Origin of the sequence: Microcoleus asticus IPMA8 (assembly GCF_013179805.1) — a bacterium.
In the GTDB taxonomy this organism is placed as follows: Bacteria; Cyanobacteriota; Cyanobacteriia; order Cyanobacteriales; family Microcoleaceae; genus Microcoleus; species Microcoleus asticus.
Genome location: NZ_SRRZ01000065.1, coordinates 1 through 18,249, shown reverse-complemented (window position 1 = coordinate 18,249; position 18,249 = coordinate 1). Strand labels below are relative to the sequence as shown.

General features: G+C 46.0%; 21 protein-coding genes. 15 read left to right on the top strand and 6 right to left on the bottom strand.

The features are described from left to right. Positions 1 to 9 precede the first annotated feature (9 nt). Positions 10 to 183 (bottom strand): hypothetical protein, encoded by a 174-nt coding sequence (locus E5S67_RS17870; protein WP_216670545.1) that lies wholly within the window; start codon positions 181 to 183, stop codon positions 10 to 12. A 267-nt stretch (positions 184 to 450) separates the two neighbouring features. Between E5S67_RS17870 and E5S67_RS17865 the strand changes: the two genes are divergently transcribed. Further along, positions 451 to 882, top strand: coding sequence for a hypothetical protein (locus E5S67_RS17865; RefSeq protein ID WP_172189517.1), 432 nt, complete (start codon positions 451 to 453; stop codon positions 880 to 882). A 440-nt stretch (positions 883 to 1,322) separates the two neighbouring features. Here the strand turns inward: E5S67_RS17865 and E5S67_RS17860 are convergent, their stop codons facing one another. Continuing rightward, positions 1,323 to 1,595, bottom strand: coding sequence for a hypothetical protein (locus E5S67_RS17860; RefSeq protein WP_172189516.1), 273 nt, complete (start codon positions 1,593 to 1,595; stop codon positions 1,323 to 1,325). A gap of 252 nt (positions 1,596 to 1,847) precedes the next feature. Between E5S67_RS17860 and E5S67_RS17855 the strand changes: the two genes are divergently transcribed. From E5S67_RS17855 to E5S67_RS17845, 3 genes are all read left to right on the top strand, one after another. After that, on the top strand, positions 1,848 to 2,405 hold the full coding sequence (locus E5S67_RS17855) for an NUDIX hydrolase (protein WP_172189515.1): 558 nt from the start codon (positions 1,848 to 1,850) through the stop codon (positions 2,403 to 2,405). Positions 2,406 to 2,596: 191 nt separating this feature from the next. Beyond that, positions 2,597 to 3,352, top strand: coding sequence for an ATP-binding cassette domain-containing protein (locus tag E5S67_RS17850; protein WP_172189513.1), 756 nt, complete (start codon positions 2,597 to 2,599; stop codon positions 3,350 to 3,352). Between the two features lie 153 nt (positions 3,353 to 3,505). Then, the gene (locus E5S67_RS17845; protein WP_172189511.1) at positions 3,506 to 4,156 is read left to right on the top strand and encodes an ABC transporter permease; all 651 of its coding nucleotides are present in this window, start codon (positions 3,506 to 3,508) and stop codon (positions 4,154 to 4,156) included. Positions 4,157 to 4,443: 287 nt separating this feature from the next. Here E5S67_RS17845 and E5S67_RS17840 read toward each other — a convergent pair whose 3' ends face one another. Then, the gene (locus tag E5S67_RS17840) at positions 4,444 to 5,055 is read right to left on the bottom strand and encodes a DUF1802 family protein (protein ID WP_172189509.1); all 612 of its coding nucleotides are present in this window, start codon (positions 5,053 to 5,055) and stop codon (positions 4,444 to 4,446) included. Positions 5,056 to 5,181: 126 nt separating this feature from the next. On the opposite strand from E5S67_RS17840, the gene E5S67_RS17835 reads away from it, so the two are divergent. The 11 genes from E5S67_RS17835 (at position 5,182) to E5S67_RS17785 (ending at position 14,617) form a co-directional block, all read left to right on the top strand. Then, a complete protein-coding gene (locus E5S67_RS17835) occupies positions 5,182 to 6,141 on the top strand; it encodes an aldo/keto reductase (RefSeq protein ID WP_172189507.1) in 960 nt (319 codons plus the stop codon). A gap of 319 nt (positions 6,142 to 6,460) precedes the next feature. Beyond that, the gene (locus tag E5S67_RS17830) at positions 6,461 to 8,332 is read left to right on the top strand and encodes a serine/threonine-protein kinase (RefSeq protein ID WP_172189505.1); all 1,872 of its coding nucleotides are present in this window, start codon (positions 6,461 to 6,463) and stop codon (positions 8,330 to 8,332) included. A gap of 25 nt (positions 8,333 to 8,357) precedes the next feature. Beyond that, entirely contained in the window at positions 8,358 to 8,924 is a 567-nt protein-coding gene (locus tag E5S67_RS17825) for a GNAT family N-acetyltransferase (RefSeq protein ID WP_172189503.1), read from the top strand. Between the two features lie 25 nt (positions 8,925 to 8,949). Beyond that, positions 8,950 to 10,194 carry an RNA polymerase sigma factor gene (locus E5S67_RS17820; RefSeq protein WP_172189501.1) on the top strand — a complete coding sequence of 415 codons (1,245 nt, stop codon included), beginning with the start codon at positions 8,950 to 8,952 and terminating at the stop codon, positions 10,192 to 10,194. Between the two features lie 288 nt (positions 10,195 to 10,482). After that, positions 10,483 to 11,754 carry an RNA-guided endonuclease IscB gene (iscB, locus tag E5S67_RS17815; protein WP_172189499.1) on the top strand — a complete coding sequence of 424 codons (1,272 nt, stop codon included), beginning with the start codon at positions 10,483 to 10,485 and terminating at the stop codon, positions 11,752 to 11,754. Between the two features lie 47 nt (positions 11,755 to 11,801). After that, positions 11,802 to 12,161: a YciI family protein gene (locus E5S67_RS17810; RefSeq protein ID WP_172189497.1), complete on the top strand. Its 360-nt coding sequence runs from the start codon at positions 11,802 to 11,804 to the stop codon at positions 12,159 to 12,161. A 175-nt stretch (positions 12,162 to 12,336) separates the two neighbouring features. Next, positions 12,337 to 12,789, top strand: a complete 453-nt coding sequence (locus tag E5S67_RS17805; RefSeq protein WP_172189495.1) for a YybH family protein — start codon at positions 12,337 to 12,339, stop codon at positions 12,787 to 12,789. 37 nt (positions 12,790 to 12,826) lie between these two features. Next, complete coding sequence (locus E5S67_RS17800) at positions 12,827 to 13,258, top strand: YciI family protein (RefSeq protein ID WP_172189494.1); 432 nt, start codon at positions 12,827 to 12,829, stop codon at positions 13,256 to 13,258. Positions 13,259 to 13,346: 88 nt separating this feature from the next. Next, positions 13,347 to 13,760: a VOC family protein gene (locus tag E5S67_RS17795; RefSeq protein ID WP_246276843.1), complete on the top strand. Its 414-nt coding sequence runs from the start codon at positions 13,347 to 13,349 to the stop codon at positions 13,758 to 13,760. Positions 13,761 to 13,858: 98 nt separating this feature from the next. Further along, positions 13,859 to 14,266, top strand: a complete 408-nt coding sequence (locus E5S67_RS17790; protein WP_172189493.1) for a VOC family protein — start codon at positions 13,859 to 13,861, stop codon at positions 14,264 to 14,266. A 108-nt stretch (positions 14,267 to 14,374) separates the two neighbouring features. Next, positions 14,375 to 14,617 carry a VOC family protein gene (locus tag E5S67_RS17785; protein ID WP_172189492.1) on the top strand — a complete coding sequence of 81 codons (243 nt, stop codon included), beginning with the start codon at positions 14,375 to 14,377 and terminating at the stop codon, positions 14,615 to 14,617. Here E5S67_RS17785 and E5S67_RS17780 read toward each other — a convergent pair. From E5S67_RS17780 to E5S67_RS17770, 3 genes are all read right to left on the bottom strand, one after another. Further along, positions 14,589 to 15,524 carry a branched-chain amino acid ABC transporter permease gene (locus E5S67_RS17780; RefSeq protein ID WP_172189491.1) on the bottom strand — a complete coding sequence of 312 codons (936 nt, stop codon included), beginning with the start codon at positions 15,522 to 15,524 and terminating at the stop codon, positions 14,589 to 14,591. The genes E5S67_RS17785 and E5S67_RS17780 overlap by 29 nt on opposite strands. A gap of 164 nt (positions 15,525 to 15,688) precedes the next feature. Beyond that, the gene (locus tag E5S67_RS17775; protein ID WP_172189549.1) at positions 15,689 to 16,639 is read right to left on the bottom strand and encodes a branched-chain amino acid ABC transporter permease; all 951 of its coding nucleotides are present in this window, start codon (positions 16,637 to 16,639) and stop codon (positions 15,689 to 15,691) included. 156 nt (positions 16,640 to 16,795) lie between these two features. Further along, positions 16,796 to 18,052, bottom strand: a complete 1,257-nt coding sequence (locus E5S67_RS17770) for an ABC transporter substrate-binding protein (RefSeq protein ID WP_172189490.1) — start codon at positions 18,050 to 18,052, stop codon at positions 16,796 to 16,798. Positions 18,053 to 18,249 lie beyond the last annotated feature (197 nt).

Below are 18,249 nucleotides of genomic sequence, written 5' to 3'. Positions count from 1 at the left end.
CTTCTGTGTCTATTGTCGCCTGAAAATACTCAAACGCCCATCGATGCACTCTAGCATCTTTCTCGCCCAGGTATAGCCCGCAACACTCAAACCTCGATCGAGCAGCAAACCAGTGTTAAAACGCGATACGCGATCGGCAAAACTTGATATCTGAGACAAAATTTGATAAAGTTCCAATGACATCGATCGAAAATGAATCATTCTGGTAAAACCGACTCCCCAATGCTGTAACAACTTCAGATGTGTAAATGTCTAACTCAACTGAAACTCTTCTACAGTTTGTCAGGCCAACCAGTTTTAACATTTTTGAGAATGTTGGGTAATAAATTAGCTGGGTTGAGTTCAAACTCAAAAGCTCAATATCATCAGGCGCTTTCCCAATAAAAGCGAGTGTCTTTTAATCGTACCTAAATTAGTGCTAATCGTCATAAAGTTGAGGAGATGAATCAGATGAAATCGAAATTATTTTGGAGTTTTTGCACCGTTTTGGTAGCAAGCTTGCCTGTTCCCGCCTTGGCTCAAACAAGCCCTCCAACCAGCCCTCAAGCAGGTTTTGACTACAAGGGTGGCTCGATGAAATACCAGTTGCTACCGGGCAGAATCCAGGACAGAACCTTGCCCAAAGCCTTTGACTTTCCAATTATTACCAATGTTGCTACTGACACTAGCATCACCTCGGATTACCTAATTACCGATCAGTTTCGCGCCCCGGCGGGTCGTACAGAATACACCGGAGCTCTCACCGCATGGGCAGCATCAATCAGAGAATGTCTCGCCAAACAACCACTCTTGATTCGAGCCAGCACCAAGAACCCGGTTCAGATTAATGGCAGAGTAGGCACGATTGTTAGAAACGTAAATAACCGTGCAGTTTGCAGATAAGCCAGCAATATCACGGCGGCTAAATTGACTGTAATTGCTGTAGGGACGGGTTCACCAATATCTCCCATGCAAGCATCGATACAGTAAACCCCTCACCGCGACGATATTGTGGTCAATCGACCCCACTCGATATAACTTCCAGTGTCTGAAGACAAAAACTAGAGAGTGTTTTTGAACAAAAAGAGCAATAGAAAACCTATTGCTCTTTTTGTTAGTGAAATTTCAATTAATATCTATTAGGACTCATATGATGTCCGCTAAAACGACATCATATAACAGGTTTGCAGTGAGGAATGCAAGTCCTTATCAAACTTTGAGGACTTGCATTCCTCACTGCAAACGACATAATTACGCAGAAACCAGCTTTTGTCCAAAAAATCCCGTTGAACCCGAGGGATATGGATTTTAACACCCGGTTTATGAAAGTTTGTCTGCGTAATTCACGATTTAGTAGCGCAAAATTCATGTTTACTCAGTAAAATTTCGCCATAATCAGGAATCCAAGCCAGCCACTTTTCATCAGAACATTCACACAACAGCCACGCTTCGTCAAAGCTGAATGCTGTTGGCGGATTGAATAATTTAACCCACATAGAAGGAGTCAATTTTGGTGCAGGTACGGCGCAGCCAAATTTTTCCCAGTCGCCGGCACTGGCGAAGCTTCCTGGGGTTGCTTGGGATTGCCAAGTACGAATATCTGTTTGCAGTTGCATAACTACTCCTGTCTAGCTAAGAGTCTGCACCAGGGCGCGGTTGAAACAACCCAGAGCGAAGGCGCAGATAAACTTTGATTATGTAGTCTATGTTACCGAATTATCTAGGCGAATGTGTAGGGTTGTAGCAAAAATTTACAATGGAGAGGAAAAAACTGGTTCAAAGCTGAAAAGGTCGATCTTTTATTGTTGGGTTCGGCAACGATAGACTACCATAGCAAACAACATCTGATTTATTTCAAAAATTCCCACATGAACCCAACTGCCAAATCCCAGTGGAAAACTCTAGATCGCTTTGTAGAAATCAAGTCTCATTGGGTAAAACTAATCGCCGAACATCTCGAAACAACCGAAGGAAAAACAGTAGAATATTGGCGAGTAGAAAGAGCAGATTCAGTTGTAATCTTGACAATTCAAGCTGAAAAATTTGTGTTTCCCTCACCGATGTATCGCCCCGGCGTGGCATCCGCAACCCTGGATTTTCCCGGCGGTCGCGTACCAGCCGAAGCCACGCCAGCAGAGGCTGTTCCACCTATAATTCAGAGGGAACTAGGCGTGACAGAAAGCGCGATCGCCCGCATCGAACCGATCAACACCGTCGGCTGGGCAATAAACAGTTCCTTCTCCAATCAAAAACTCTACGGTTTTGTTGCAGAATTGCACCCTACAGCAACAGTAAGCCCCGAACTTATCGGTGCTGCATATCCTGCCACCCCAGACGGAATTCGCGACTTGCTCAAAAAATTAACTTGCCTCCAATGTCGAGCCTTACTGCTAGAATGGCAAAATCAAATCGATTTTAGATTTTAGATTTTAGATTTTAGAATTGGGAATTGTACCCCGATGCTCGCTAATTTGAATTTTAGGACTTACGCTCATAAACCCGGTTTCTCTGACAAATCTTGGGTTAAGCAGTAAAATATCTAAGAAAAAAACCGGGTTTCTATCACCTTGTCTGTAAGTTCTAAAATTCTTGAAAACCCAAATCACCGGAACTAATCATGCCTCTCAATAATGAAGTTGCTGTCGAATGTCTCGACGTGACATATCGCCTCAACCGCAGGCATTTAGTAGACAAACTCAATTTCAAAGTGCTGCAAGGAGAAGTTTTAGTATTGCTGGGACGCAGCGGGAGTGGCAAAACTACTACCATGAAATTGATTAACAATTTACTAACGCCAAGCAGCGGCGAAGTTCTTGTCATGGGAAAACCGACAACTCAGTGGAACCCAATTCAACTGCGCCGAAAAATTGGTTATGTGATTCAAGAAATCGGTTTGTTTCCCCATTTTACCGTCGAGCAAAACGTCGGTTTAGTGCCAAAACTAGAAGGTTGGGAGGGCGATCGCATTCAATCTCGCGTCCGCAAACTGTTAGAATTAGTCAACCTCGACCCCCAGCACTTCGCCAAACGCTATCCTCATCAGTTATCCGGCGGACAGCGGCAGCGGGTGGGCGTCGCTAGAGCACTGGCGGCTGACCCTCCGATATTGTTAATGGATGAACCGTTTGGTGCTTTAGACCCGATTACTCGTCTGGAATTGCAGCGGGAATTCGGTCAATTGCAGCAGCAACTGGGCAAAACAGTGATTTTTGTGACTCACGGCATTCAAGAAGCTTTTTTGTTAGCTTCTAGAATAGGTTTGATGCAAGACGGACGGTTGATTGAATTGGCATCCCCCGATGATTTTCTGAAATCTCACCATCCAGAAGCTCGCGCATTTCTTGAATGTTTGCAATTACCCGGGACTGGGTAATAATATGATGTGCGATCGCATCATTCGTTTATGGCTATGGGTCTGTTTTTGAAGCTGATGGCGGGAAATTAAAGATATTGGCGAACCGACTCCTACGAGATATTCGATTATAGCAAAATTTACAATTGTCAATCCCTAATTACTAATTTCCACATGATGCAATTTATCAATCGGTATGGTGCGGAGATAGTTCAGCGCGCGACCGAACACTTATATTTAGTAACTGTTGCAATTTTTATCGCTATTAGTCTGGGGATTCCCCTCGGGATTTTAGTCACGAGAAAACCTAAATTGAAAAAGCCCATTTTGGGATTTGCTAATATTATGCAAACAATTCCCAGTTTAGCTTTGTTTGGCTTGCTAATCCCGGTGCCGGTAGTGGGTGGAATAGGCGATAACACGGCAATTATCGCCCTCACTCTGTATTCTTTACTGCCTATTATCCGCAATACTTATACCGGTATTGTCGGCGTCGATCCGGCGATTACGGAAGCCGGGAGAGGCATGGGAATGACTGATATGCAACTGTTATTGCAAGTGGAAATTCCCCTGGCCCTGGGCGTGATTCTGGCGGGCGTGCGAGTGGCCACGGTAATTGCGATAGGACTGGCAACCATTGCGGCTGCAATTGGTGCCGGCGGCTTGGGGGTATTTATTTTTCGGGGCGTTGCTACAGTCAACAATCAGTTACTTTTGGCTGGGGCAATTCCGGCAGCTTTGATGGCATTAGCTGCGGATTTTGGGCTGGGTTTCGTAGAAGCGCGCCTCTCGAAAAGTACATTAAAAACTATTAATGATGACTAAATTGCTTACTACAAAATTGGCAGATAAAATTTTAATCTGACTGATAGCCAACCTTCTTCTGAAGATCGATCGCCCTTTCACCGCAGCCATCCTGTAGCGTCCCCATGCTTCATTTCATGTGGCTTACGCCCCCGCTGAGTGATGAAACCCGGTTTCTTCCTATATTTATCGTTCCTCCTCGCAAATTTTAGTAAAAACCGGGAATAAGCGCTCATGCGTAAGCCCTGAAACTGTCCGAAGTGTTGATACATTCTATCTACTTTCAACAAGTTAGATGCGCGGAAAATTCAACCCTTCAGCGTTGTGACTTTCTGCAAACCAGAAGCATTGGGAGGATTCGCGATCAGATTGCGGATTTCATTTGAGCGTGCAATGTACTCTCCATCGCTCAAAACAGCTTCACTTCCCTCGATCGAAATAGGATCTGCCAAATCGATCCAAGAACGGCAACCGCCGTATTCAGGAATGTACGGAATTTCTCGGGTTTCTGCAAGGCGATAAGTCCGCAGCAATAAAATATAAATTGGCTGATTTTGTTTCCATTTCAGGCGATCGCTGACAAATTTTTCATTCCAAATATGGTAAGGAAACAGCGCAGTAATTGCCGGTTCCCAAGCTACCAAAAAAACATCGGTAATCTCAGCCCAACTGCCAATTCTAATAATTTCCGGATGCCAACCAGATTCTACAGTTTTTACCTGACTCGCAAAATCCGGTTTTAATAAATCAGGCTGTTGGTGTTCAAAAGTTGGATACAGCAAAACTTGTTTGTCATTGACATTGAACTGTCCTGCTTGCTCGCGAATTCCGCCCTTCCGCAACAGCACAATCGTTTGACCTTGTTCCAAAGCATTAACTGCTACATTCCATTCTTTCAGTGCGCGAGTAGTTGATTTCATAGGAATTTAGTCTGGTTTTAACAATAGTAACAAAATTGGTACTCTCAAGCAAGTACAGCAACTTTTTTCTGTTAAAATTAGATAGCTTGAGGGTGAATACTAAAAATCTAAATCAGGACTTAGGGTATGCAAAAGCGACAATTGGGGACATCACAAATTCAGATTACCCCGATAATTATGGGGACTTGGCAAGCTGGCAAGCGGATGTGGGTGGGAATTGAGGATGCTGAAACTTTCAAAGCAATGCGCGCCGCTTTTGAGGCGGGTATTACCACCTTTGATACGGCTGAGGCTTACGGAGAAGGGCATTCGGAACAAATTATCGGTCAAGCACTTTCAGATGTGCGATCGCAAGTAGTTTATGCTAGCAAAGTTTTCGCTAACCACCTGAAACCAGATTTGTTAATTGAAGCCTGCGATCGATCGCTAAAAAACCTCAACACCGATTATATCGACCTTTACCAAATCCACTGGCCCGCCGGCACTTGGAATTCCGAGTTAGTGCCAATTGCAGAAACAATGGACGCCCTCAACAAGTTAAAAGAACAGGGAAAAATTCGGGCGATCGGCGTTTCCAACTTCTCCCGCGCCCAAATAGAAGAAGCAGCCCAATACGGACGCATCGACAGCTTACAACCGCCATATTCTCTGTTTTGGCGCTGGGTAGAAAAAGATGCTATGTCCTATTGTGTGGACAATCATATCTCAATCATTGCCTATTCATCTCTAGCTCAAGGAATATTGACAGGTAAATTCGGGCCAGAACACAAGTTTGAAGAAGGCGATCACCGCACCAAAAATAAGCTGTTCATCAAAGAAAATTACGCCCGAGTGCAAACAGCATTAAATCAACTCAGACCAATTGCCGATCGCCACCAGACAAGCTTGGGCAACTTAGCTTTAGCTTGGTTGATTTCCCAGCCCCAAACAAATGCAATTGTCGGCGCGCGCGACGGGGAACAAGCAGCCGAAAATGCTAAAGCTGCTGAGGTAAAATTGAGTGAAGAGGAATTAAAAGAAATTGACACGATCGGGCGAACCGTCACCGCTCGTTTAGACGATAACCCCGTTATGTGGAATTTCTAAAATAGTTAATTTAGGAGTGGCAAAACCTCTATATGTAAGGTGCGCCTTCACGCGCACCTTACCCCTATAAGTAGCGCGTAAAACCCCTTTGAGAATAAGTTTTATAAATTTTAGAGAGTCTGGCAAGAGGTATAATGTTTACTGCCTAGTGCAAATATTCAAAAACATAAAATCTCAAATCCGTAATCCCAAATCCTAAACCTAAAATCTAAAATCTAAAGAGGTATAATATTTACTGCCTAGTGCAAATATTCAAAAACATAAAATCTCAAATCCGTACTCCCAAATCCCCAATCTAAAATCTAAAATCTAAAATCGAATGAGTTACTGCCTAAACCCCAATTGTTCCAAGCCGCAAAACCCTCCCGCAGCCAAAATTTGTCGAAATTGCCGTTCCAAACTGCTGCTGCGCGATCGCTACCGGGCGATAAAGGCGATCGGACAAGGTGGCTTTGGCAGAACCTTTCTCGCCGTTGACGAAGACAAACCCTCAAAACCTCGCTGCGTCATCAAACAATTTTTACCCGCAGAAACCCAACTCATCCCATCAGCAAGCAATCGCAACAGCAAAAAAGCAGCCGAACTTTTTGAACAAGAAGCAATGCGATTAGACGAATTGGGAAAACACCCTCAAATTCCCGAACTGTTAGCCTATTCCATCCAAGACAGCCGACAATATGTAGTCCAAGAATTTATTGACGGGCAAAATTTAGCACAAATTGTAGAAACAGAAGGCACATTTAGACAAAATCAAATTCAAGACTTACTCAATAGCTTATTACCCGTCCTTCACTTCATCCATTCCCACAACGTTATTCACCGAGACATCAAACCAGGAAACATTATCCGCCGCGCCGACAAACAATTAGTCTTAGTAGACTTTGGCGCCGCAAAAATTGCCACAGGTACAGCATTACTCAAAACAGGAACCAGCATCGGCAGCCCCGAATACATTGCCCCCGAACAAGCTAGAGGCAAAGCATTTTTTACCAGCGATTTGTACAGTTTAGGCGTAACTTGTTTGTATTTGCTAACTCAAGTTTCCCCATTTGACCTGTTCGATCCAGGTGAAGATGCCTGGATATGGCGACAGTATTTGGCAAACAACCCGGTGAGTGAACAACTAGGTAAAATTTTAGACAAAATGATTGCAAATGCTACCAACCGCCGCTATCAAACGGCTGTTGAAGTATTAAAAGAAATTAATCCCCAAGTTGCGATCGATCTAGCAATTCCTCAAACAAACTCCAAGTTAGTTAAACCAGGAAAAACTCCCGCCCAGCCCCAACAGCCAACCTATAACTGGCAATGTCTTCACACCCTCACAGGTCACAAAAACTTAATTTACTCTGTGGCTTTCAGCCCCAACGGAGAAGTTGTAGCCAGCGGCAGCGATGACAAAACAATCAAACTGTGGCGAGTTGAAGACGGGCATGAAATAGTTACTCTTACAGGTCATACTAACTCAGTTTATACAGTAGCCTTCAGCCCTGACGGGCTGATGCTAGCCAGCAGCAGCCACGACAAAACTGTCAAACTTTGGCGGATGAAAGATGGACAAGAAATCCGCACCCTTATCGGTCACAGTAACTCAGTTTACGGCGCAGCTTTCAGTCCCGATGGCGAAATTATTGCTAGCTGCAGTTGGGACCAAACAATCAAGATTTGGCGAGTCAAAGACGGGCAAGAAATTCGCACGCTTGGGGGTCACACCAATTTAGTTTATTTTGTTGCTTTTAGCCCTGATGGAGAAACTATTGCTAGCAGCAGTTGGGACAGAACAGTCAAAATTTGGCGCGTTAAAGATGGGAATCTAATTCGCACACTTACAGACCATACCGACTCCGTTCGCTGCATAGCTTTTAGTCCAAATGGAGAGTTTTTGGCTAGCGGCAGCCATGACAATACTATTAAAATTTGGTGGGTCAAAGATTGGCAAGAAGTTTTAACTATCCCAGGACATTCTTGGTATGTTGATTCTATTGCTTTTAGTCCCGATGGCGAGATTTTGGCTAGCAGCAGCAATCAAACTATCAAGATTTGGCGAGTGAAAGACGGTCAAGAAATCTGTAATATTGCGGGTCATAATAACTCGGTTTATTCTGTTAATTTTAGCCCGGAAGGAGAGTTTTTGGCTAGCGGCAGCAGTGACAAAACTATTAAGATTTGGCAGAATATGATGTTTGTTTAATTGCCCATAATTAAAGTTGTAAGTTATGATAAAGATTGTAACCAAAAGATTTTTGCTGCGTGACTTTGTAGATTCCGATCGATCGCCATTCTTGGAGTATCAAGCCGATCCGCGCAACCAGACATTTTACGAACCCGATCGGTCTAGTCCCGACCATGCCGCACGTCTATTCGAGATGTTTCAGGCCTGGGCTGGCGATCGCCCTCGACTCAATTACCAACTGGCGATCGTACAACAACAGGAACCTTACGCGCTTGTCGGTTGCTGTGGACTGCGGGGAGAGTTTTGCGAAACAGGCGAGATGGAATTTGGTCTCGAACTGGCACCAGCTTATTGGGGGCGATATGCCTACGCGATCGAGGTGGGGCGTGCGCTGCTAGACTTTGGGTTCGCGGAACTCGATCTGAAGGCGATCTCCGGGTCTACCGTGAGTGCAAATACCCGGATCGCTCGGTTGGCGGAGTGGATAGGAGCAGAGGTGGTTGCTACCCGCCCAGGGTCATCATGGATGTCCGATCGCGGTTGGAGCGAGGTCGATTGGCGGATTGCACGGGCGCAATGGGAGCACCGTACTCTGCGGCACGGCCGATAATATATTTTTGTTTTGTGAACGCTTTATGAATGAGACAGCAGCCAATCAAATCCGTCAGCAGGTGGAAGCTGTGTACCGATCCGAGTCGCGCCGCGTTTTAGCCACACTGATCCGCTTGCTCGGTGACTTCGATCGCGCCCAAGAGGCGATGCACGAAGCCTTCGCTGCGGCTGTAGCGCAATGGCCCCGCGACGGCATTCCCGCTAACCCGCGATCGTGGCTTGTATCTACGGGTCGCTTTAAAGCGATCGACACCATCCGCCGTCGCGCCCGCTTTGATACGCACTTGGCAGAACTCGCTCAACAACTCGATCCGAGTGACACCACAATCGAGGATGACGAGGACGTTGAGGACGATCGCCTGCGCTTGATTTTCACTTGCTGTCATCCGGCCTTATCTCCAGAAGCTCAGGTGGCGTTGACGCTGCGGGAAGTTTGCGGACTCAGTACCGAGGAAATTGCCAGCGCCTTCCTAATTGCTCCCCCCACGTTGGCGCAGCGGATCGTGCGGGCAAAGGCGAAGATCCGCGACGCACGCATTCCTTATCAAGTGCCGTCGAAAACCGATTTGCCCGATCGATTGGACACCGTGCTTCAAACGATCTACCTGGTGTTTAACGAAGGGTACGCGGCCTCATCTGGCAGATCGCTGACGCGGGCCGATCTCGCTGACGAAGCGATCCGTTTGGGACGGCTGGTAATGGAACTGTTGCCAGACTCGGAGGTGATTGGACTCCTGGCGCTGATGCTGCTGCAAGAATCGCGGCGCACCGCCCGCACTTCCTCCACAGGCGATCTCATCCTTCTAGAAGACCAAGATCGATCGCTCTGGAATCAAGCACAAATTTCTGAAGGCAGGTTACTGGTGCAGCAATCGCTATCATCGGGACGGTTTGGTTCGTACACGCTTCAGGCTGCGATCTCAGCCGTGCATTCAGAGGCCCAGAGTGCTGCTGCAACGGACTGGGCGCAGATTGTGAGCTTATACGACCTGCTCGTGCAATTAGAGCCGTCGCCCGTTGTTGCCTTAAATCGGGCGGTGGCAGTGGCAATGCGCGATGGCCCCTTAGCGGGACTGCAATCGATCGACCAAATATTAGCGCGCGGCGATTTGGCAGACTACCATCTGGCACACTCCGCGCGAGCCGATTTGTGTCGGCGGCTGGGCAGAACGGCTGATGCCAGAGAATCCTACCAAAAGGCGCTGGCGATCGTGAAACAGGAACCAGAGCGTCGTTTTCTCGAAAAACGCCTTCGCGAGTTAAGCTGAAAAAATTTTTTGCTGCGCTGTCGATTTGCAGCCTCGCCGAACGACTACTAAGTCAGGAACCTCAGCCTAAAGGCATGAGGCTTGCGGGAGAAATCCAGTAAGCCATTCTGACCAGCCAAGCGTCTTAATTGACTACATTTCGAGAGTCAGGACACCCTTAGATGCGTGCTAGTCTTCTGCTCTGTCGTTAACAATTAAACAGTTCTAAGGTCACTGGAGCAGTGTTGTTAACCTAACAAGCTCTCGAAATATTGGCGAAGCAAACATTACCCCGCAAGGGAGAATTTCATGCAAAATTACACATTTGTACTTGATACCAATAAGCGCCCGCTAGATCCTGTTCATCCTGCCGTGGCTAGAAAATTACTCTCGAATGGCGAAGCTGCGGTCTTCCGTAGATACCCGTTTACCATCATTCTTAAACGCGGTGTTGATACCCCTACCCAATTGATCGAGATCAAACTAGATCCTGGTAGTAAAACTACAGGAATTGCGCTACTCAAAGGCGAAAAGCTTATCTTTGTAGCCGAGCTAAATCACAGAGGACAAGCAATTAAAGCTAGTTTGGATTCTCGCCGTGCTATCCGTCGATGTCGTCGAGCTAGACATACCCGCTACCGTCAAGCGCGTTTCCTGAATCGCACTCGCCCAAAGAGCTGGCTAGCTCCTAGCTTGAAACACAGAGTAGATACGACCTTGACTTGGGTTAACAAATTCATCAGATTTGCACCCGTAAATAGTATTGCGATGGAGTTGGTTCGATTCGATTTTCAGCAACTAGAGAAGCCCGAAATCTCTGGGGTCGAATATCAGCAAGGCGAATTACTTGGGTACGAGATCAGAGAATATCTGCTTAACAAATGGGACAGAAAGTGTACTTATTGCAATACTGAAAACATCCCCTTGCAGGTAGAACACATTCATCCCAAGGCAAAAGGAGGTAGCAATCGTATCTCTAATCTGTGTCTAGCTTGCGAAAAATGTAATCTCAAGAAAGGCACTCAAGATATTAAGGATTTCCTCTCGAAGAAGCCAGACTTACTCAAGCAAATCATGGTACAAGTCAAACGACCACTCAAAGATGCCACCGCCGTAAATTCAACCCGCTGGGCATTGTTCAACCAACTCAAGCTAACGGAATTACCTGTTACGACAGGCTCCGGCGGGCAGACAAAATACAATCGCACTCGATTAGAGTTGCCCAAAACTCATTATTTTGACGCTGCTTGTGTTGCCAAGGTTGATAAATTAGTGGTGTTAACCGATCAGCCATTGCTAATCAAAGCTAACGGTCATGGCACTCGGCAAATGTGTCGCACTGATAAATTTGGTTTTCCATCTCGTTACGTACCTCGCGACAAATTTGTTAAAGGTTTTCAAACTGGCGACCTTGTGAAAGCAGTGGTAACCAGTGGAAAGAAAATTGGTGAATATGTTGGTAGAGTAGCTGTTCGCAGCAGCGGTTTTTTCAATATATCAGCGAAAGAATTGGTACAGGGTATTAACCATAAATACTGTCAGATTATCCATAGAAAAGATGGGTATTCGTACCAGTTCTAGTTTAAGTAAAGCCGTCTTGAAAGACGGGGTTTCTACCAATAATTTTGATGAAATATATATTGCTGATTTACAGCGACGAAAATGCCTGGACTGAAAGCGAGCTGCAGCAATGCTACGCCAAGTCTTTGCAGCTAACCCAAGAACTGCAAGCGAACGGTCAATATTTGGGTGCTTCGCCGCTACACTCGATCGCCACAGCAACCAGTATTCGAGTGCGTGACGGCAAAAAACTTGTCACCGATGGACCGTTTGCGGAGACGCGCGAACAACTCGGCGGCTACTTTCTGATCGATGCCCAGGATCTTGACGAAGCGATCGCGATCGCAGCACGCCTACCAAGCGCCAGTAAAGGTACGGTGGAAATTCGCCCGATCGTGGAACTGTCGGGCTTGCCATCAGACCAGTAGTTGCCGTCAGTACCGCTCAACGCAAACTTCCACATCCGCACTGACAAACTTTTCCAGAAAAAATGTTCAACTTGTCGATCGCACCCACCTCTATTCGACTAGATGGTAGAGCAAGGGTTAGCAGTTTTCAATCTGCGCCCGGAAAACCAATCCACATCAATAAGGAGATACCACGATGACAATGACAACCGAAACAACCAAAACACAAAACGAAGCCCAGATTCGACAAATCATCGCAGATACGGCCAGTGCCATCTGCGCCAAAGACCTCGATCGCATCATGGCGCACTACGCCCAAGATGTGATTATTTTCGATGCAATACCGCCGTTCCAAACCAAAGGTGCAGATGAATTTCGACGGACGTGGGAGGCGTGTCTGCCTTGCTTCCCGGACTCCTTCGGGATTGAGATGCGAGACCTCAGCCTCACCGTGAGCGGTGATTTGGCGATCGCGCACTGGTTTTTCCACTTTACAGGGATGCCAAAAGATCACCCAGGGGCGCAGATGTGGATGCGAATGACCTCTGCGTGCCAGCGGAAGCAGGGCAGATGGCAGATTGTACACGAGCATTGCTCTGTCCCCTTCGATCCAGAAACGTCTCAAGCTGTTTTGACGATCGCACCTTAGCCCAGCTCAACAACCACAAACAAAAGGAGATTTCACTATGAAAGTCATGGTTCTAGTCAAAGCTACCGAAGACTCAGAGGCAGGCGTCATGCCCAGCGAACAGCTTCTGACGGAAATGGGGGAATACAACGAAGCATTGGTCAAGGCGGGAATTATGCTCGCTGGCGAAGGGCTACATCCCAGCTCAAAAGGAGCGCGGGTGAGGTTTTCAGGCACAAATCGCAGCGTGACTGACGGGCCGTTCACAGAGACAAAAGAGCTGATTGCCGGATACTGGATCTGGCAAGTGCAGTCGATGGAGGAAGCCATCGCCTGGGTCAAACGCTGCCCCAACCCGATGCCAGGAGAATCCGAGATCGAAATTCGCCCGATCTTTACAGCAGAGGACTTCGGCGAATCCTTGACGCCCGAACTCAGGGAACAGGAAGAACGCATTCGGGCGGAAGCAGAACAACTCCAGCGTTCTTGAGGGCATAAATACTGCCTAACTTTTTGTTCGGCAGCCACATCATTTCCCGTGAATGGATTGCTCGATCGACTATTAACCAAAGGAGTACATGATGCAATCGAATACTTATCTCTTTTTTGACGGTGAATGTAAAGCTGCCTTTAAATTCTACGAACAGTGTTTAGGTGGCAAAATCGACGGGATGATGACTTATGGGGATGCGCCGATGTCTGAGGAAATTCCCTCCGAACAGCGCGATCGAATCATGCACGCCAACTTAACTGTTGGTGAAATGGTATTGATGGGTTCTGACACTCCACCCGATTCCTTTAACAAACCACAGGGATTCTCTGTGAATCTTCAATTTGACGATCTGGTCGAAGCGGAGCGGATATTTCAAAAATTGGCAGAAAACGGAACGGTAAAGATGCCATTCCAAGAGACCTTCTGGTCTACCCGTTTTGGAATGCTGGTCGATCGATTTGGCACACCGTGGATGATTAATGTCCAGCCAGCTACCTAACTTTTTCAAGTTTGCTCACAGGCGTTACTCTTCAATTCAAACATTAGCGAAAAATCGTTAATGTTTCACCTTGCGATCGAAGTTAAAAAGGAGAAAACATGGCTACTAAAATTTTCGTGAATTTACCCGTCAAAAATCTCGATCGGTCTGTCGAATTTTTTACTAAACTTGGATTCAGTTTTAACGCCCAGTTTACTGACGAAACTGCCACTTGTATGGTTGTGAGCGAAGACATCTTCGTCATGCTCTTGACAGAAGCCAAGTTCAAGGAATTTACACCCAACCCAATTTGCGATGCCACCAAGAGTACAGAAGTGCTGGTGTGCTTGTCTTCCGAGAGCCGAGAAGAAGTGGATAAAATGATTCGCAACGCAGTTGCTGCTGGCGGAACGACCTACAATGAACCGCAAGACTACGGATTTATGTATAGTCATGGCTTTCAGGATTTAGATGGCCACATTTGGGAAACTATGTTCATGGAACCCAGCGCAGTAAATCAAGGTTAGGCATTTTCTATCTGCTTCCTGAAAACAATACAAAGCTCTTCTCAATGGATCCAAGTTAGTGATTGCATTGAGAAGAGCTATCGAATATCCAAAAAGACCGCATAAACCATGAATTCATCATCTAAACCAGTTGGCTACAACTGCGTTTCGCCCTATTTCGTTGTCTATGGTGTAGCAGAAACATCGCATTTCTCATCTGAGTATGGGAGGATCAAACTGAGGCGGTTTCCCAATGAATCGGAAAAGCCGATCGACTCTGAAGTCCGCATCAACGATAGGGTAGTGATGATTGCTGAGGTCGGCGATGGCTGGCCATCCTTTTTTAAACAGAAGTGCGATCGGCCTTTTTAAACCTCTTCAACAACTCCGGCGTCACCAAACCTTGCGGAAAAAATATCGTCCCCAAAACAATCAGCAAGCCAAAAATAATTAAACGTCCATCCCGCAGAAATTGCGCCAACCAAATTGGCAATCCCTGAATCGTCGCCATTCCCCTCAAAACCTCCGGCAAAGCAGTAAACACCATCCCACCCAAAACTGCTCCCAGAAAAGTTCTACTACCACCAATCAACACAGAAGTCAAGTAAATAATACTAGCATCAAAAGTACCTTGACGCGCATTCCAAGTATTCAAAAAATGGGCACTAACTGCACCCACAACCCCAGCTAAAACAGCACCTAACGTGAAAGCCAAAACCTTATAAAAAGTTGGGTTAATGCCGATCGCATCAGCCGCCAACTCATCAGCGCGGATTGCAGCAAAAGCGCGCCCCACCCGAATCCGTTCCAGCCGATACACAATCGCCATACTTACCAACAGTAAAGGTAGTACAATCCACAAATACTCGATCGGCGTCGCAAACGGTTGCGGAATCCCAAAAATCCCCACAGCCCCACCAGTGATATCTAGATTCAGCGATAAAACCCGCAAAATTTCCACAAAAGCAATAGTTGCGATCGCCAAATAAATCCCACTCAACCGCAGCGCCGGAATTCCCACCAAAATCCCCAGCAACCCCGAAACAATCCCTGCAATTATCATCTCTAATAACAACAACGGCAGTGGAAATAAACCCCCTGTCTGTTGAAAAACCGTCTTAGATAAAATCGCCGCAATATACCCACCCAAAGCATAAAAACCAGGGCTAGCCAGAGACAACTGTCCAGTCATTAAAGGCAAATACAGCGACATTCCCAACATTGCACCCAGCAACATCGAGACAATCAGAAACCCGTAAGTAGTAAAAAATTCATTCATAACTTTTTTTATTTATTAGTCTCTTAGAAAGGGACTTAGTTTGACTCTTAAGCGATTTCAATCGCCGAATTTTATGACACCTTTTAAATCAAACACCTCTATTTCTTAGTCTCTTGGAGGGAAACTTAGTTTGACTCTTAAGCGATTTCAATGGCCGAATTATCTTACACCTTTTGAATCAAACGCCGTCCAAACAAACCTTGCGGTCTAACCAATAGCATAATAAACAATATAGCAAAAGCAACAGCATCCTTATAAGCCGAAAAATCACCAGGCACAAAAGCCTCCACCAAACCAATTATAAAACCTCCCAAAACAGCCCCAGGAATACTTCCCAACCCACCAAGTACAATCACCGCCAAACCTTTCAAACCAAAAGCAATACCAAAATACGGCCCAGCAATACTCACACTAGAACCCACCAAACTCCCCGCCAAACCCGCCAGAAAACTGCTCACAAAAAACGTCAACACAATATATCTGTCAGTATCAATACCCAACAGACTAGAAGTTGTCGCATCTTCAGCCACAGCCTGCATTGCTTTGCCAAACTTAGTAAAATTTATTAAGTAAGTTAAGACAGCTACAATCGCAACTGATACCACAAAAATTACTATTTGAACAGTCCGAATCGGAATAGGTTTATCCGCTGTTCCGAAGTTAATTGCAGCCGGTAAATAGCCGTAAGTGTTAGCAGGAAAAGTGTAAATTTCCGCACCGACAAGATATTGGATGATATTGGCGATCGCCACCGCCGCCCCCAAACTAGAAACCACCGTCAGCAGAGGATCTGAGTGTCTGCGGCGCAAAGGCAAAAAAGCAACTCTTTCAACAATTACTCCCACCAAACCAGCCAGCGTACTGCCCAAAATTAGTGCCACAGCAAAAGGAAACTGCACGGGAATTCTCGCATTAGCCAACAACCCGTTAAAACCAAAACCACCGCCCATCAGTGCATAAGTGAAATAAGCACCCAAAGTAAACACTGCACCGTGAGCAAAATTAATAATTCCGAGAATAGAAAACACTAGGGTGTATCCCAGAGCAAAAATAGCATACACGCTGCCGATCGACAAACCATTCAAAAATTGTTGCAGAAACAGAGTTAAGTCCATCACCAGTTAAGAATTGAGCCTCACACCGAAATCATTCAACAACAAAAAACATAAAATTTTTACTCTGACTTCTGACTTCCCCCCTTGGGGGGGCAGGGGGGGAGACTTCAGAGTCACACTCAATAACTCATCCGTGTATCCGTGTGGTGCCTGAGTTCATTTCAAAAACTCAAATTTACCGTTATTACCATCAGCATCCATTTTTATCTGTGCCACATAAAACTCTTTCTGATTGATTTCACCTTCCGGCGTGAAAGAAATTTCCCCCAGAGGCGTATCGTACTTTCCACTTAACAACTGCTGATTCAAATTTGTACGCAATTCTGCCAAAGGCTGTTGGCTAACCTTCGACTTAGCATTAATTTCTTTTAATGACTCAACAAAAACTTGTACGCCAGTAAAAGCTTGAGCGCTAAACTGAGGCGGTTCCTTCTTAAATTGAGCGCGATAAGCATCACGAAAAGCCTTATTAATCTCATTCTGATATTCCGGGCTGTATGCTTGGGCAATTAAAACCCCCTCGCAAAGAGCCTTGCAAACCGAAAATACATTGGAAGTATTCAGACCGTTGCCCCCAATGATAACGCCTTTGTAGCCCAACTCCCGCAACTGCTTAATTAAATTGCCTCCATCTGCGGCCAACCCAGAAATAATTATCAAATCGGGATTGACATTTATCCCATTAGTGGCTTGAGATTGGAAATCTGTATCAGTAGTCAAGAATTTTTGGACTGTTGCCAATTCCAGTCCCATATCTTTAACCGTTGTCTGAAAAGTTTCAGTCTCAGATTTGCTAAAAGCATCATTCTGAGCAAAAAACACGGCTACTTTCTTAATATTGGGATTTTGCTTCAGGGCCGCCTTAACCGCATTAGGTGCTACCACGGCGACAGGCGCGGAGACTCTGCCCACATAATCGCCAATCTGGGGAATGCCTTTAGCCGTGTTGGATGGTCCGAGTACGGGAATTTTTGCGCGATCGGCGATCGGATCGGCACTAAAAGCTTGTTGTGACAGGGTTGGCCCCACAATACCAACCACCTTATCCTGATTGATCAGAGTATTGAAAGCATTAATCGTCCCTTGTTCGTCTCCACCCGTATCTTGGAACACCAGTTTAATAGGCGTCCCATCCACACCGCCCTTATCGTTGAAATATTTCTCAGCAATTTTTGCCCCAGCCACCTGTTCCTGACCCAGTAAAGCCACATTGCTAGTTTGGGCCACCCCAATACCTATAGATATAGTGTTGGAACTACTCCCAGGTGAAGCCTCTGGCGAAGCACCGGGAGATGGGGAAGTCGCCGGAGATACTGTAGTAGAGGTTTGGGGAGTGTTCGTCTGACTGCAAGCCAGCAGCAGTGAAGCGCAGGTAATGAATAAGCCGCTAAGGCGGGCTGTAGGTTTTTTCATGAGCGGGCGATCAAACATCTATATATAGAACATCTACACGTAGAGATATTCTACCCATACGCGGTAGATGCTCCCCTCAAAAGTCCAATCTTGGCAAAAAAAAAGACCCAAGCCATAAAGAGGAGTCAGCCAGGGGATGGCCCAGCGGTGGTTAAGAGCCAAAACCCTGACGGTGTATGGCTTCAAAAAAACTTTAA

Coding starts and splice junctions, on each gene's coding strand:
- E5S67_RS17860 (WP_172189516.1), bottom strand. CDS start 1,595: ATGCAACTGCAAACAGATATTCGTACTTGGCAATCCCAAGCAACCCCA.
- E5S67_RS17820 (WP_172189501.1), top strand. CDS start 8,950: ATGAATGAGACAGCAGCCAATCAAATCCGTCAGCAGGTGGAAGCTGTG.
- E5S67_RS17805 (WP_172189495.1), top strand. CDS start 12,337: ATGACAATGACAACCGAAACAACCAAAACACAAAACGAAGCCCAGATT.
- E5S67_RS17790 (WP_172189493.1), top strand. CDS start 13,859: ATGGCTACTAAAATTTTCGTGAATTTACCCGTCAAAAATCTCGATCGG.
- E5S67_RS17810 (WP_172189497.1), top strand. CDS start 11,802: ATGAAATATATATTGCTGATTTACAGCGACGAAAATGCCTGGACTGAA.
- E5S67_RS17800 (WP_172189494.1), top strand. CDS start 12,827: ATGAAAGTCATGGTTCTAGTCAAAGCTACCGAAGACTCAGAGGCAGGC.
- iscB (WP_172189499.1), top strand. CDS start 10,483: ATGCAAAATTACACATTTGTACTTGATACCAATAAGCGCCCGCTAGAT.
- E5S67_RS17840 (WP_172189509.1), bottom strand. CDS start 5,055: ATGAAATCAACTACTCGCGCACTGAAAGAATGGAATGTAGCAGTTAAT.
- E5S67_RS17830 (WP_172189505.1), top strand. CDS start 6,461: ATGAGTTACTGCCTAAACCCCAATTGTTCCAAGCCGCAAAACCCTCCC.
- E5S67_RS17785 (WP_172189492.1), top strand. CDS start 14,375: ATGAATTCATCATCTAAACCAGTTGGCTACAACTGCGTTTCGCCCTAT.
- E5S67_RS17865 (WP_172189517.1), top strand. CDS start 451: ATGAAATCGAAATTATTTTGGAGTTTTTGCACCGTTTTGGTAGCAAGC.
- E5S67_RS17850 (WP_172189513.1), top strand. CDS start 2,597: ATGCCTCTCAATAATGAAGTTGCTGTCGAATGTCTCGACGTGACATAT.
- E5S67_RS17870 (WP_216670545.1), bottom strand. CDS start 183: ATGTCATTGGAACTTTATCAAATTTTGTCTCAGATATCAAGTTTTGCC.
- E5S67_RS17795 (WP_246276843.1), top strand. CDS start 13,347: ATGATGCAATCGAATACTTATCTCTTTTTTGACGGTGAATGTAAAGCT.
- E5S67_RS17770 (WP_172189490.1), bottom strand. CDS start 18,052: ATGAAAAAACCTACAGCCCGCCTTAGCGGCTTATTCATTACCTGCGCT.
- E5S67_RS17780 (WP_172189491.1), bottom strand. CDS start 15,524: ATGAATGAATTTTTTACTACTTACGGGTTTCTGATTGTCTCGATGTTG.
- E5S67_RS17855 (WP_172189515.1), top strand. CDS start 1,848: ATGAACCCAACTGCCAAATCCCAGTGGAAAACTCTAGATCGCTTTGTA.
- E5S67_RS17835 (WP_172189507.1), top strand. CDS start 5,182: ATGCAAAAGCGACAATTGGGGACATCACAAATTCAGATTACCCCGATA.
- E5S67_RS17775 (WP_172189549.1), bottom strand. CDS start 16,639: ATGGACTTAACTCTGTTTCTGCAACAATTTTTGAATGGTTTGTCGATC.
- E5S67_RS17825 (WP_172189503.1), top strand. CDS start 8,358: ATGATAAAGATTGTAACCAAAAGATTTTTGCTGCGTGACTTTGTAGAT.
- E5S67_RS17845 (WP_172189511.1), top strand. CDS start 3,506: ATGATGCAATTTATCAATCGGTATGGTGCGGAGATAGTTCAGCGCGCG.